Source organism: Aliterella sp. E5.1 (genome assembly GCF_057473825.1).
On record NZ_JBYCCV010000005.1, the window covers coordinates 61832 to 76760 of the forward strand.

Genomic DNA, 14929 nt, shown 5'->3' on the forward strand with positions numbered 1-14929 from the left:
TCAGCCAACTTTAGCTATCAGCAAGCGGGTTTTAACCCTAGGCGGGTTTAGCTGCAATAGGTTATGATTGCATTTCAGCTACTACCCTTACTTTTTCTAAAAACTCTTGAGTTAACTGAGTAAAGGCTTTTGCTCCTGCCGTACTAGGATTATTCAAAACTACAGGCATAAAACTATCCACAGCTTTTGCCACATTGACATCAATGGGTATATTAGTACCAAAAAGCTTACTTGCACCAAAGTCTTGATTAACCCGCGCAATCACTTGACGATAATATCTCCCTGTTAGCAAGTTACCTGACATAGTAAAAACTATCCCCAACATAGAAACGTTGAGAATCTGCTCTTTTTGATGGCTCTCCTTCAAGCTTAAAATCCGCCGTTCTAATAGCTGAATCCCAATTACTGACAACGGTTCTGGTTTTGCAGGCAATATATAAAAGTCACTCGCAACCAAAGCACTGCGAGTCAAAAGAGTATAGCCAGGAGCGCAATCTAAAATAATAAAGTCATATTCTGCAACTAGCGGTTGTAGTATTTTTTTGATTAAAAACCTTTCAAAGCGATTCCATACAAATTCAAACTCGCACTTACCTAAATCGATCGCTTCTTGATAAAGCATTTGCGATACTAAAAATTCATCGTAAAGATCGATATCTCCTGGTAATAAATCCAATCCTGGCAATTTGCAAACATCGTGTTGTACTACGTCATGGCTAGAAAACTTCGGGTTATCGACAGGATTGATAATTTGCTCGACCAAATATCGCAAAGTCTGCTTGCGCTTTCTAAACTTAGCAAACTCCGAAGGTGGCATCAAACTTAGAGTAGCGCTGATTTGAGTATCTAAATCAACTACCAAAACTCGCTTACTATGCTCTTTTACCAAAGCCGTAGCCAGATTGACCGATAAAGTTGTTTTCCCAACTCCTCCCTTCATATTTGCCGTCGCAATAATATACGCCATTCATCCATCCCACTACGCCAAACAACCAATTAGACTTTACCCGTCAACGCCTATTTAAGCAATTTACTGTCTTTAGATATAGATACTTAATTTACTAAGTTATGTTAATTTAATGTTGAATTATCATTATAAGGACAAATGACAGATGGCTCATATCTTACATATAGACTCTAGCCCGCGCGCAGAGCGATCGCATTCGCGCAGTCTGACCCACCGTTTTGTCACCGACTGGAAAAATGCCCATCCCCAAGATACCGTCACTTATAGAGATTTGGGACATCACCCCGTACCCCATGTAGATGAGCCTTGGATAGCAGCAGCTTACTCTAGTCCCGAAACCCATTCACCCGAATTACAAAAGGCTATTAGCACTTCCGATACCTTGATAGATGAGCTATTAGCTGCTGATCGCTACGTGTTTGGCGTACCAATGTACAACTTTAGCGTCCCATCTACCTTTAAAGCTTATATAGACCAAATTGTCCGCGTTAACCGTACCTTTGCAGTCAATGAGCAAGGTTATCAAGGCTTAGTACAGGGTAAAAAACTGCTAATTATTACTTCTAGCGGTGGTAGTTATCAGCCTGGTACTCCTACGGCTGACTATGACTTTCAAGTACCTTTCTTAAAAGCAATTTTTGGCTTAATCGGGGTTACAGATATTACCTTTATTCACGCCGATAACATGGATATGGGCGGTGATGAAGGACGCAAGGAGTCTCTAACTGAAGCTAGTAATGCTATTAATCAAGCTGTAACTAGCTGGTAAGAAATTTAAAATTATAAAGCAACTCCTCTAGTCGGCTTAAGCCGACTTCAGCTATTAGCCTGGGGTTTTAACCCTAGGCGGAATACCCCATTTACCCCAAATTAATCTTTGTCGCCAGCAAACTCTGCAACCGTTGCAAAGAAGCGCCAAAAAGCAAGTCTCCTTTACCCAACAAATAAGCGGCGGTGGTTTGCTTTCCTCCCAAAATAATTGCTGAATCCGCCTCACTTGCAGTTTTTAAAGCTACTCTCCCCGGCAAATTTGAGCGGATAATCGGCGTAACAACTTTAGCCTCTGGGCGCTGGGTGGCAATAATTAAATGAATCCCCGCCGCCCTTGCCATTGCCCCCAAGCGCTTGATATTTTGTTCTAAGGCATTGCGGCTGTCTTTTTCGGTCATAAAGTCGGCGTATTCGTCAAATATGCAGACAATGCGCGGTAATACTTGGGATGATTTTTGATTGTAAGAAGTCAAGTCTGCACAACCCGCCGTTTCAAAACGTTGATAACGTTTATTCATTTCTGCGACTAATTGCTCCATCAGGGCGATCGCGTGATCGCAATCTTTGACAATGGGAGAGTATAACCACGGCATTTTCTCAAATTCGGGAAATGTTACTCTTTTAGGATCGACAAGGGCAATTTTTAAGTTGTCGGGAGTATGGCGCATAAGTAAGCTAAGTAGAAGGCTGCGCAAAAACTCGCTTTTTCCGCTACCTGTTGTACCTCCGACTAGAAAATGACAGGTATTTGGATCGGCTAAATCGGCTTCTACTAATTTCCCTTCTAAATCTACGCCAATAGCGATTTTTATCGGTGCGGTGGGGGGTAAGGATGCAGGAGTAATATACTTGTCAAAACTAGCAATTTGGCGACTTGTACGCGGCAAATCGATGCTAATATAGCCTGCTTGCGTGGCAATTAGAGGAGTATCAGCGATGCCTAAATGTACCTTCAAGTCTTGAGATGTGTTGACAATAGAGGTAAACTTTACGCCCAGATGGGGTTTAAGCTTGACGCGAATAAATGCCGAACCTACTACTGAACCTAAGTAATCTACACCCAACTTAAACGATCGCAGAGTTTCTACCAATTGTTGCGCGATCGCATCCGCTTCAGTTTCTTGTTTTGGGCTGGTAGGTTGCGGGGTTTCTATGCTTGGAGAAATAACTACTGGTTTTGGGCTGGTAGGTTGCGGGATTTCTATACTTGGAGCAGCAGTTTTTGCATTGCTATCCGGCTCAAAAAAGCTTTGACACTTGTCTTTTTGCGGACAAATATTACACAACAAATCAGGCTGTGTGGTTGGTGGTGGTGGATTGGGTTGCGGTGAATCCCAAGCCAGCCATTGACGCATTTGTTGCAACTTTTGGGGAATTAGTTGGTGTACGGTTTTCTCCAATTCATCCCAAGTAAAAGTTAATTCTTCCCAATTGGGCAAAACACTATAAACGGCTGAATCTATAGTTACGCCTAGCTTTTCTTTCAACATATAGCTGTAAAGAGCAACTTGCGCTAATTGGGCTGATTTGTCTACGACAGGGTAAGTTTTGTATTCCACCACACAAAGGCGATGATGTTCAAAATCATAAACTACACTATCAAAACGCCCTTGAACTAATTGCTGCGTACCATCTGCTAGTTGAAAAAAATGTTTTACGGTCGGCTTAATTGCAATTAGAGTTTTGCTAATTACTTCCGAGTAGCTGCAATAACGCCGATTTTGGACTAATAATTTTGCCCAGTGGTGAATAAGTCCTTTTAAAGCTTCCCAAAGTTGATAAAGAGCAGTTGCTTTGCCTGGATTTGTCTGCACCGTTGCTTTAAGATGAGGGAAAAATGATAGTTCGTAAAATAACTGTTGCATTTGCTGCGCGATCGCATTTACATCTAATTGCTCTACTTCTGGTGCTAATAATAAGCTAAACCTAGCTTCTTGTTTGGCAATAAAAGCAAAGTTATCGGCTAATTGATGAAATTGCATCCCAATTTTTGATGAATTTCCCCCCGGCAAAAACATCATATTTCCGCCCCAACGATGTCCTAAATAAAATAGGCGCGGACACTCAAAAGCTACTCTAACTTTAGTAACGCTAAAAGAGCGCGGATGAGAAGAATGAGCAAATTTTTTCACTGCTGCTAATTTAATTGGGTTACTTATTTCGAGCAAACGGCGATGTATTTGAGCCAAGTAAACACTATCAAGATTGGCGTATTCCAATTGCGATTTCGTAAGTGGGCGCTGTCTCCAATTGCTTGATTGTTCGCTTTTATCTACATTAGCAAAGTGGCAAAGTTCTTCAGCTAATGTTTTGAGTTTTAAGTTAGGTAATTGAGCAATTTCCTGATATTTATATCTCAAGTTTCTTGCTACTTGAAGCGTACAAGTAACATTTTTTGCTTTATTTTTACCCAAAAACCTTAAATCGTAGCTGGCATTATGAAAAACTTTTTCAATTTTGGGGTTAGCCATAATTTGGTCAATAAAATATGTTACTAAGTCTGGCTTATTCAATACATCTAAAACATAAGCTTTATCTCCAGTTGTATCTGTAATATCATTTAAGGCTTGAATTAACGATATTTTTGGGGAAGAACTTCTCCAGTCTGCCGTTTCGGTATCTAGCCAAAGTATTTTACTAGCAGCAAATTTGTTAATTGTTGAAATAATATCGTCAAAATTTGTTAAATAAAACATTTGCTAATTGTAAACATTATAAATCTTTTAATTTTAATTGGCTTTTACTACTAAACAAACTAATTGCTCTTGAGGTTTGTTAGGCGCACCAAGAATATCAATCTTTTTTTCTTGACGCAGTTGCTCAATCAAGTGACTAACTTGGGCTTTATCTAAATGAGGAAAATAGCTAATCGTGTTAGCAATTAGTGTCTCTTTACCTAGTAATTGCTGGCTGACAACCAAATTTGACAGGAATTCTTTAACGACTTTAAAATTAGTTTCAATAACTTCGGGATTAGCAGCAGAAACGACCTTAATCCTTTGCAATAAATAACAATCATGCAAAATTTCAGATTCGTAGGTAAGCTGCCTTAATTTTTTTAAATTAATATGATTGCTATTAATATCCAAATCTCCTTCTCGTGCAGCCTTAACTAATTCGTAGTAAGCAGCTAGATATTGAATTGATGTAACTTTTGGATTTATTTGGCAGCGTGAAGAATTGCTAAACAACTGGGCATAAACTTTATACCCCTTATTATTTGGGCTGCCTATTTTCGACTCGCGGATTAAATATAAGTTTTGACACAAATTTCTTTCAACTGCTTTTCTACAAGATTCCATGATATGGAAAAAAGTAGTCATGTTTTGGTCTTCTGTCCATACAATACCTACACATTCCGGCTGTTCAGACGATGTGTAACTAAGAGAATAATTAGCAAACTTTGTGCCTTTTAAAAATGGAATTTTTATATTCTCGACTGTCAAAGCACTTAAGGCTTCTTGCAACATTTGGATTAATTCTATAGATGATAGCTGGTTAGTTTTTGTAATGCGCTGCTGCACCTTTTTTAATTCTTCTAACCATTTCAGCTTAAAACTGGCAACTAATTCTAATCGATCGCCTTCATTGGTTCTCTTTGTTTTGGAAGGATGAAATGTACCTTTGCTACCGTCGAGCAGCCATTTCTTATATTCTTGAAAAACAGACCTTGCAGTATCTCGGATATCTCCAGGTCTAGTTTTCCCGCTAGGAAATTGCTCTAGTAAATTTTGTTGATTTAGTGGAAAAATATTAGACTTTGGTTGAGGATTTGCTTGACGATGTAAAGCAGAAAGCTGACTTGCTAAAACTGCTTCCGCTTCTTTTAGCGTAATTCTTTTTAACGGAATTTCGATATTAATTCGAGCTTTATGAGATTGATCTATACGACCTCGATAATGCAGCCAAGTCTGTGTAATAATACTAATAATTAATAAAAAGTTTTTATTATAGTCGTAGATTTTAGTAGCAGCACTAAATAAAGTTTGTAGGTCAAGAGAACCATCAGATAGATGAGCAATACTTTCTAATTGATCGAAACACAAAACAATTGGCTGCGTTTCTTTAGCAATTCTGCCAAAGTTAGCTAAAGTTTCACAAGCTGCTTCTTCTGTATCGATAGAACTTCTAACACCCAATTCTTTCAAAGAATCTTCGCTCAGATCGTTGCCACGCAACCACTCGCAAGCTAGATCGTACTTTTTCGGGTCTATTAGATCGTGCAGCACCCCAAAGAAATTATCTGGATTATAAATCGCTGCATCTTTATAAGTCTTTTTGAGATGTTTGATAAATTTTTGGCGATCGCTAGTTAACCCTTCCCAAAAGTTATCCTGCAAAATTCTCTGTTTTACACTGCGTTGTGTAAACACAGACAAACTTTTTAGCCATAACATCAATTGAGAATCTTTTTGTCCCTCTGGAATTTGCAGCAAACTATCTACGGTGTAGCGTAAGATATGCCACCAAATGCGATCACTCTGCGGAAACGGCTCAATATAGGCAAAAAAAGCTTTGTCATTGAGACTTTTCTTCAGTCGCCCTAGCAAGTAAGTTTTGCCTGAACCACTATCGCCTCTCAACATCAACGTGCGCGTCTTACCATCTTGAGCAACTTGGGCGAGAGTTTCTGCTACTGTAGAAATCACTTCTTGATGAATAGACTCAACTACAGGTTCAGTATCTCGCTCATTGTTCCAAAAGTTACCTGAACGAAGGTTATCAAACGGATTGGCACTTTGTAAAATTAGGCGATCGATAGATGTCATGCTAGGGATATCTTGATTAGACATTATATAGTTAGGCAGTAACTTGGATAAAAAATAGCGGAATACCCGAACGCTGTTTAATTCCGGCGTTGACTTGTGCTGGCGAGTAGCGACTTGCTTCTACTAAGGAACTTAGTTCTATTTTGTCGTCTTTTTCTAGTCGATAGAGCGCTTGTTCTAAGTCTTCCCTAGAGAAAGGCGGTTGTAACTTTTCGCGCAGATGAAAAATTGGTAAGTAATTGTCTGTACCTAGTTCTTTGTCTAAGTCTCGAATAGTCTGCAAAATATCCTCATCGCTGGGTTGCTGGGAAGAATCAACTGCTAGGGATGGAGATTGACGCAAAAACTTCAAGTAGGTAGCCAGCATATTTTTGGTTAAAGTGATATTCCCGCCACCACTAGGATCGTATTCGTTTTGTAAATATTCTTTACCTCGTTCGGTTAGCCAAACTTCCTTGATTTTTTTATCTGTTTTGTTTACTTGCAGAAGTCCCTTTTCTAACAATGCTTGAACTAGCTTTTGAGCTTCTAGCGCAGGCAAACCAGTTTTACTAGGCGAAATCGCCTCTTTCTGGCAAGATTTAAGAATTTTTAACTCCTGAGACGTTATAGGCAATTGGGCTGAATCTATTTTAAGTAAAGCCATACCTGCGGGAGCAATTTTAAATTTGCTGATTTCGTTAGAAACCCCAACTAATTCGCGCTCTACAAGTTGACGACAAATTTTATCTCGCTCAGAGGCTTTGGTTGCAGAATTAAGCTTAATTTTTGCCAAAGATTCTCGGTAATTGGGAGCGCCAAGCAGTTTTAAGACAAATTTAAGTTCGAGAATGTCCATAATTATGTCCCTCAATGATATTTGGACGATCGCTTTATCTGTTTTAACAAAGCGATCGCTTTTTGTTCTAAGAAATTTCCCAGGAATATTGCGCTTGATTGATACCAAACAATCAAAATTCCCCATACACTTAGAACGGCATAGAGTAATGAAGGCAGTATTTTTTACTAAAGGGCTTAAAATCTGTATCGCTAATGTTACAAAATAGACTTAACTTTGATGGCAAAAAGAACGCGCAAGCAAACGCTCACCCAATTAGATAGCCTCCCTCCAGCAATTATTCATCGCCCGGTAGTTAACAAAAAAAGGTCAAAAACTAATATTTGGGGAAATTCGTTACTAGCTTTTGCCCTAATCTTAACTGGTGCTAGTGCGATTGCTGGTGGAGCGTGGTGGAGCTTGCAGCTATTTGTCAATCCTGACGCGGTTAATGATGTAAATAAAATTTTGCCCCCTGGGGCAAAACTAGCCGCCTCTAACCCCGAACAAGAACCGCAAACCCTCAAACAAATTGACGAGTATCTCCGCAAACAAGGAAAACTACCTGGGGAACCTTTGGCGCTAGAAACCGATGCAAAAACTCTAGTTGCCAAGTCTTTGGTTCTACCAATATATAAGTCACAATCAAACTGCCAAACTGATTGTCAAGAAATTGTCGAATTACGAGTTTATCAGCTAGTAACAAATAATTTAAAATTACCCTTCCAAGCGGACAAAACTACTTATCAACTAATTAGTCAGCTACCTGTATCGGGACCTGATGAATCTTTTGCGATTTCTCCTATTGTAGATTCGGAAACCGCTAACTATGGTTCGACGCGGCTATTACCCCTAACTCAACTCCAACGCTTTTCAGCAACTGCACCCCAATCTGGTACTTGGCTATATTTAATGGGTCAACGCCAGCAGTCGGATAATGGCATTGCTTACGGTCAAATTCTCCACTACAACAGAAGTCGCTCGGCGCTGAACTTAGTATTAACCTGGACTAGCCCCACTGGACAACCCCCCAAATGGCAGCAAGTGACGGGGGGCGGTTTTCCCGAACTAATCGTCGATCGCACTAGCGATTTAGAACCACAGTTTCAAGTCTATCAAGTTAAACCAGCCCAAGCCTCTTTCAATCAATTTCAGCTAGTTCCCCTAGCCATTGAAGAACCAGTCATCAAAACTAAGTCTTATAGCGATGCTTTATTTCTAGCTCGTAACGGTCTTTGGACTCCGGCGTGGCAATGGTTAAAGTCACTCCATCAGGGCAAAAACCGCCCCTCCGCCGCAGCGCAGGCACAAATCGATCTAATTGGGTTGTATGCCAAATATACAAGCAAGCAAGCCGATATTGCTTGGGCAAGCCCCAGTCAACAAGCGATCGCTGCTTTGAGCGATGGGCGCTGGGAAAAGGGCTTACAAATATATCTTGCAACGCCTGAAAATACTCAAGAAATTGCTACTTTTTTAGTTAACGATTCAGGAAAGTTGTGGAATCGGGTAGAAGCGGCGCTAAAAATTAATCCCAATCGCGCAGAAGTCCAAGCATGGGGGGCGTTAATTTTGGGCGCTCAAGAAGGGCAATCAAGCGCTATTACTTGGCTCAAAGCCCAACCCCATAGCCCAAAAACTTTAAGCTTCAACGAAAAATTACTCAAACGCCTAGATGGAGATTATGGAATTTCTTTACCTGTAGCTAAAGATCGCCCCAGTCGCATCATTGGTTATCTAGAACCGACGAGTAACATTAACTTAGCCGACTGGTTGCCAATCGAACCAAAATCTATATCCAAACAAAAATGGCAGCAAATTAGAGTAGTAACTTACAACAACGGTCAAACCTGGTTGCGATCGCCTTTTGACCAGTTAAAGCTTCCTAATACAGAGCCAGCAAAGTTTCTGTGGCAGCAACTAGGTCTAAATATAGACCCTCATCTCGATATTGTACTGCGCCTACCAGACGGACAATCGCAAACTACTACAGTTACCGTTCAAGCCGTGCAACTGCAAGATGGTGTCTTGCGCTTGCTAACACAAGCACCGCTTGAACAACCTGCCAGCACAGCTTTGGCGGTAAGTGCGGAGGCTTTACAGTGGGTAGAGCCAACGCCAATGACTATGGCTGAATTTATCAAGCAAGAATCTGTAGATGCAACGGAGTTTTTGCCAGCTATTTGGCGCGAGTTGCAACCAAGTTCCAATCGAGACAAGGCTTTACCCAAGTTTGAGCAATTGCAGCAAGAATTTAAAAATCTCCCAATTGGGCTAGTCGATCTTACTGGAGACAATAATCAAGATATTGTGCTGACTATTTCCCAGCAGGAAATTGCGACTTTGACAAAAAACAAGTCTTACAAGGGCGGCGATCGCACGATCTTCTTTTCTGATACCGGAGTGCTACTTTACAGCGAATTTAGCAGCAAGGTCGGAAAACTCAAAGCGATCGCCGACCTCAAAGATAATACACCGCCAGCCTTATTAATTGAAAACGCTAAAAAGTATAATATTCAGCGCTGGTCAGTTGCCAACCAGCGTTTTGAGTAATCTACTGGCACAATCAATTTTAAATCTCTGCACTGGTAGTAGCTAGACGTTGTTTGTTGAGATTTTGCAATTGATACAACAGCGATTCAATTTCTGCCTCTAAGTGCAGGTATTTTACCTGGACGGCAACTTGATAAGGAATCGGTTGAGGATTTTTTAAATCGGAATTTATAGATTGAGAACGGGAAACTGGAGACGAACAAATAGTCATTATTAATCAGGTAGTAATTTATGCTTACTCACACCAAACAGCTATTGTAACCATAACTTAAAAAAGGATCGTTACTCCTTGTGGCGATTTGTAAACTGGCTAGTCAGTAGGGAGAGCTTTTATGAGACTTTTGCCTAAAGATTTTTTATAAAAAAGGCGATCGCGGTAGACTAAATACAGTAAAAGTGAAATGTCTTTTGCCCCATTGCCATCAATTCCCCGATTGAAATAGTGACGACTTTGAGCCTGCCCGTAACATCTACTCCACAATCTTGGTCTGGACTAATAGAAACCTACCGTCCTTACCTACCCGTAACTGAAAAAACCCCCGTTGTAACTCTACTTGAAGGGAACACGCCCTTAATTCCCCTTCCTGCTATTCAAGACCGGATTGGCAGACAAGTACAAGTATGGGCAAAGTATGACGGTCTTAACCCCACAGGTAGCTTCAAAGATCGGGGGATGACAATGGCAATTTCTAAAGCCAAAGAAGCTGGAGCCAAAGCCGTAATTTGTGCCAGTACCGGAAACACATCCGCCGCCGCCGCCGCCTATGCCAAACGCGGGGGAATGCGGGCTTTTGTCTTAATTCCTGAAGGTTATGTAGCTTTGGGTAAGTTGGCGCAAGCGCTGCTATACGGAGCAGAAGTATTGGCAATTAAGGGCAACTTTGACCAAGCGCTAGAAATAGTCCGAGACATGGCGACCAATTACCCAGTAACGCTAGTAAATTCGGTCAATCCATACCGTTTGGAAGGGCAAAAAACCGCCGCCTTTGAAGTGGTAGAAGTTTTAGGCGATGCTCCCGATTGGCTGTGCATTCCGGTGGGAAATGCCGGAAATATTACCGCTTACTGGATGGGATTTTGCGAGTATCATGCTGTGGGAAAATGCGATCGCCTGCCTCGAATGATGGGCTTTCAAGCCTCTGGCGCGTCGCCGTTAATTACTGGCAAACCTGTAGCAAACCCCGACACTTTGGCAACAGCAATTCGGATTGGCAACCCGGCAAATTGGCAAAAAGCGATCGCGGTAAAAGAAGCAAGCCAAGGGGAGTTTAACGCTGTTACTGATGAAGAAATTTTAGATGCTTATCGACTGTTGGCATCGGAGGAAGGTATATTTTGCGAACCAGCCAGCGCCGCCTCGGTGGCGGGAATGTTGAAGGTACAAGATCAAATTCCGACAGGAGCAAAAGTTGTCTGTGTTTTGACGGGACATGGTTTAAAAGATCCTGACACGGCAATTAAACACAGTCAAAACTCTTTTCAGCAAGGTATAGAGCCAGAAATTCACGCTGTTGCCAAAGCAATGGGGTTTTAACAATAAAGGTTGTCTCTTATGGCTGAAGGGAGGGGCAAAGTTTACCTAGTAGGCGCGGGACCTGGAAATTCGGATTATCTGACTATTCGAGCGCAGCACCTACTAGAGCAAGCCCAAGTGCTAGTTTACGATGCCTTGGTAGATAGTCAGTTGTTGCAGCAAGTTGCGCCTGAATGCCACAAAATTGATGTTGGCAAACGCGGCGGCAAAATTAGTACGCCGCAAATAGAAATTAATCAGTTATTAGTAGAGCATTGTCAACTTGGCAAACAAGTAGTAAGGCTCAAAAGCGGCGATCCGTTTGTTTTTGGGCGTTGCACTGCCGAAATAACGGCGTTGAAAGCCGCTAATTGCAATTTTGAAGTAGTACCGGGCATATCTTCCGCTTTGGCGGCTCCTTTACTACTAGGCATTCCCCTCACCGATCCCGCAATTAGTCGCTGTTTTGCCGTGTTTACGGCTCACGAACCAGACGAATTAGACTGGGAAGCTTTGGCACGCATTGATACCCTGGTAGTTTTAATGGGAGGGCAACATTTAGCAGAAATTGTTGCTCAATTAGCAAGACATGGAAGATCGTTAAATACACCAATTGCGATCGCACGGTGGGTAAGTTCTCCTCAGCAAAGAGTATGGACAAGCGATTTAGCCCATATTGTCGCCCAAACGCAAGAAATTTCCCTAACTCCGGTAGTCATGATCATTGGCGAAGTAGTCAAGTTACGCACCTATCTCCAACCGCCACCGCTACCTCTAGCGGGAAAAACAATTTTAATAACGCGCTCAGTTGGACAATCAAGCCAATTTAGCAACTTACTACAGCAACAAGGCGCAACAGTCATCGAAATGCCAGCAATTGCAATTGTTCCGCCAACAAATTGGGAAGCCTTAGACGAGGCGATCGCGCATTTATTAGAATACGATTGGTTGATTCTTACTTCGGCTAACGCTGTAGAGTATTTCTTCAAGCGCTTGGCAAATCAAAACAGAGATGCGCGGGCTTTGGCTGGGGTAAAAATTGCTGTAGTCGGTGAAAAAACTGCCCAAATTTTGCAGCAATATGGTTTACAGCCCGATTTTATACCGCCGGAATTTGTCGCCGATGCGATCGCAAGTCATTTCCCCGAACCATTAAAGGCTAAAAAAGTGCTGTTTCCTAGAGTAGAAAGCGGGGGACGGGAAGTTTTGGTTCAACAGTTGAGCGCCCAAGGTGCGGAAGTAGTAGAAGTAGCAGCTTATCAGTCTAAGTGTCCAGAATCTTTCGAGCCCATTGCTCTAGAAGCCATCCAACAAGGCGCTATAGATGTAATAACCTTTGCTAGTTCAAAAACTGTCAAATGCTTCCATCAACTGCTCACAGCTTGCGGAGGGGCGAGTTTAGACAGAATTTGTATTGCGTCTATTGGTCCGCAGACTTCAAAAACTTGTCAGCAATTGCTAGAAAGAGTAGATGTAGAAGCAACAGAATATACTCTAGAAGGATTAACTCAAGCAATTGTCCAATGGGCAGATGAAAAATAAAATTAATCGCCGCCTCATTGGCTTAACTGGAGGCATTAGTACAGGCAAAAGCACCGTTGCTAAGTATCTAGAGACAACTTACAAGTTACCAATTTTGGACGCGGATATTTATGCTAGAGACGCGGTAAAAGTTGGTGCTAAGGCAATAAATGCGATCGCTTCTCGTTACGGTGCAAATATATTATTGGCTGATGGCAGTTTAAATCGGCAGCAGTTAGGAAAGATTATTTTCAAGGATGCCGATGAGCGTCAATGGTTAGAAAAACAGATTCATCCTCTTGTGCGCGATGCTTTTGTGCGGGAAATAAATAACTCCATTGCTGCCTCGATAGTAATAGTTGTACCTTTACTTTTTGAAGCGCAGATGACCGATTTAGTTACCGAAATCTGGGTAGTATATTGCAATGAAACTCAGCAACTAGCAAGGTTGATGCAGCGCGGAGGCTTAACAGTAGAAGCCGCCCAAGCTCGAATTAGCAGCCAAATGCCGCTAAAGGAAAAATGCGATCGCGCTGACCTAGTTTTAGACAACTCCCATAGCCTAGAATCCCTATGGGAGCAAGTAGACGCAGCAATGCTTAATCCATCTCCCCACCAATCACCACGTCCCGAATCCGCAAACTAGGACCACCACAACCGACAGGTAGCCCATTTTGTCCGCCTTTGCCACAGCCGCCAGATTCATCCCAATAAAAATCATCGCCTATCCCTTCAATATCTGCCAAAGTTTGAAACACATTCCCTGACAAAGTAACATCTCTTACTGGCTCAGCTATTTTGCCATTACGAATCATCCACGCTTCCCCAGCGCTGAAGGTAAACATTTCGCCATTAGTCATTCCGCCCAACCAATTGCTGGCATAAACGCCCTCAGTGATACCGCTAAACAAATCAGCTACAGGGGTTTTACCCCGTTCAATCCAAGTATTAGTCATGCGGACAATTGGCGCGTAATGGTAGTTCAAACACCGCGCATTACCTGTGGGTGCTTCGCCCAACTTCCCCGCCGTCTCCCGCGAATGCAACCTACCAACCAATACACCATCTTTAATTAATTGCGTTGTAGTGGCGGGAGTGCCTTCATCGTCATAAAAATAGCTGCCGCGATGCCCTGGAGGAGCCGCACCATCAAATATTTGTAGTTCTTTGGAGCCAAAACGCCGCCCAAAGCTCATAACTTCGAGCAAATCGGGGTTTTCGTAAGCCATATCAGCCTCCGAAAGATGACCAAAAGCTTCATGGACAAACAACCCTGTCAAAATTGGATCGATAACTACCGTGTAAGTATTACCTTTAACTGCGGGCAAAGATAGCGCTGCCACGGCTCTAGTCGCCGCGCTAAAAACTTGCGATTCTAAATTAGTCAAGTCTTCGTAGGCTTTGCGGGAACCGATAGTTTCGCGCCCGGTTTGTACGGTATCGCCATTACGAGCCGTAGCCGCAAAGCGCATTTCCATATCTACCCATGATTGCTCGATTAATGTGCCTTCCGATGTTGCTAAAACTACTCTTTGCACGGTGTCGCCGTAGCGGACAGAAGTAGTCGTAATTTGGTTTACACTTTTGAGGATTTCGCCATAGCGATCACATAATTCTTTTTTTGCCGCTAAGGAAACATGGCGCGGATCGGTTCCAGTTAGTGGCACAAAACAAATATCTTGGTAGGGTTCGATCTGGGCTAATAGGGTTTCTGAGTCGCCAACAATTCGGGCGGCGGTTACGGCTTCTTCGATCCGGGCTTCAATAGTAGAAAGCTCGTTAAAGCTACTCAATCCCCAGCCGCCCTTATAACAAGCGCGAATTTGCCCGCCAATTGATAAGCCTTCACTGAGGGTTTCTATTTTGTCACCACGCCGTAGAATATCTGTACCCTCGGCTTCTTCTAAGCGAATAGCCAAATAATCTACTTTAGAGCGATAGCGGGCGATTAAGTCGGCAAGCAAGTTTTGGGCATCAACAACCGCGATCGGCATATAAAAAGTAGCCAAAAATAGTAA

General features: G+C 42.2%; 11 protein-coding genes. 5 read left to right on the plus strand and 6 right to left on the minus strand.

The features are described 5' to 3' along the window. Positions 1-61: 61 nt before the first annotated feature. Positions 62-967, minus strand: a complete 906-nt coding sequence (locus AC2VE5_RS03475) for a ParA family protein (protein ID WP_486886386.1) — start codon at positions 965-967, stop codon at positions 62-64. A gap of 145 nt (positions 968-1112) precedes the next feature. On the opposite strand from AC2VE5_RS03475, the gene AC2VE5_RS03480 reads away from it, so the two are divergent. After that, complete coding sequence (locus tag AC2VE5_RS03480; RefSeq protein WP_486886387.1) at positions 1113-1736, plus strand: FMN-dependent NADH-azoreductase; 624 nt, start codon at positions 1113-1115, stop codon at positions 1734-1736. Between the two features lie 91 nt (positions 1737-1827). On the opposite strand, the gene AC2VE5_RS03485 is transcribed toward AC2VE5_RS03480, so the two are convergent. The 3 genes from AC2VE5_RS03485 to AC2VE5_RS03495 are packed head-to-tail and all read right to left on the minus strand — an operon-like array spanning position 1828 to position 7453. Next, entirely contained in the window at positions 1828-4434 is a 2607-nt protein-coding gene (locus AC2VE5_RS03485; protein WP_486886388.1) for a DNA translocase FtsK, read from the minus strand. Positions 4435-4467: 33 nt separating this feature from the next. Beyond that, a complete protein-coding gene (locus AC2VE5_RS03490) occupies positions 4468-6531 on the minus strand; it encodes an AAA family ATPase (protein WP_486886389.1) in 2064 nt (687 codons plus the stop codon). A gap of 7 nt (positions 6532-6538) precedes the next feature. Further along, complete coding sequence (locus tag AC2VE5_RS03495) at positions 6539-7453, minus strand: hypothetical protein (protein ID WP_486886390.1); 915 nt, start codon at positions 7451-7453, stop codon at positions 6539-6541. Positions 7454-7564: 111 nt separating this feature from the next. On the opposite strand from AC2VE5_RS03495, the gene AC2VE5_RS03500 reads away from it, so the two are divergent. Further along, on the plus strand, positions 7565-9877 hold the full coding sequence (locus AC2VE5_RS03500; RefSeq protein ID WP_486886391.1) for a hypothetical protein: 2313 nt from the start codon (positions 7565-7567) through the stop codon (positions 9875-9877). A 19-nt stretch (positions 9878-9896) separates the two neighbouring features. On the opposite strand, the gene AC2VE5_RS03505 is transcribed toward AC2VE5_RS03500, so the two are convergent. After that, a complete protein-coding gene (locus AC2VE5_RS03505; RefSeq protein ID WP_486886392.1) occupies positions 9897-10088 on the minus strand; it encodes a hypothetical protein in 192 nt (63 codons plus the stop codon). 231 nt (positions 10089-10319) lie between these two features. Here AC2VE5_RS03505 and thrC point away from each other — a divergent pair, with 231 nt between their 5' ends. Genes thrC through coaE form a run of 3 tightly spaced genes read left to right on the plus strand, consistent with a single transcriptional unit; the run spans position 10320 to position 13557 of the window. Beyond that, positions 10320-11411, plus strand: a complete 1092-nt coding sequence (gene thrC, locus AC2VE5_RS03510; protein WP_486886393.1) for a threonine synthase — start codon at positions 10320-10322, stop codon at positions 11409-11411. Between the two features lie 18 nt (positions 11412-11429). Beyond that, positions 11430-12932: a uroporphyrinogen-III C-methyltransferase gene (gene cobA / locus AC2VE5_RS03515; RefSeq protein WP_486886394.1), complete on the plus strand. Its 1503-nt coding sequence runs from the start codon at positions 11430-11432 to the stop codon at positions 12930-12932. Continuing rightward, complete coding sequence (gene coaE / locus AC2VE5_RS03520) at positions 12922-13557, plus strand: dephospho-CoA kinase (protein WP_486886395.1); 636 nt, start codon at positions 12922-12924, stop codon at positions 13555-13557. The genes cobA and coaE overlap by 11 nt, the downstream gene beginning before the upstream one ends. Here coaE and AC2VE5_RS03525 read toward each other — a convergent pair. Then, positions 13511-14905, minus strand: coding sequence for a TldD/PmbA family protein (locus tag AC2VE5_RS03525; RefSeq protein ID WP_486886440.1), 1395 nt, complete (start codon positions 14903-14905; stop codon positions 13511-13513). The genes coaE and AC2VE5_RS03525 overlap by 47 nt on opposite strands. Positions 14906-14929 lie beyond the last annotated feature (24 nt).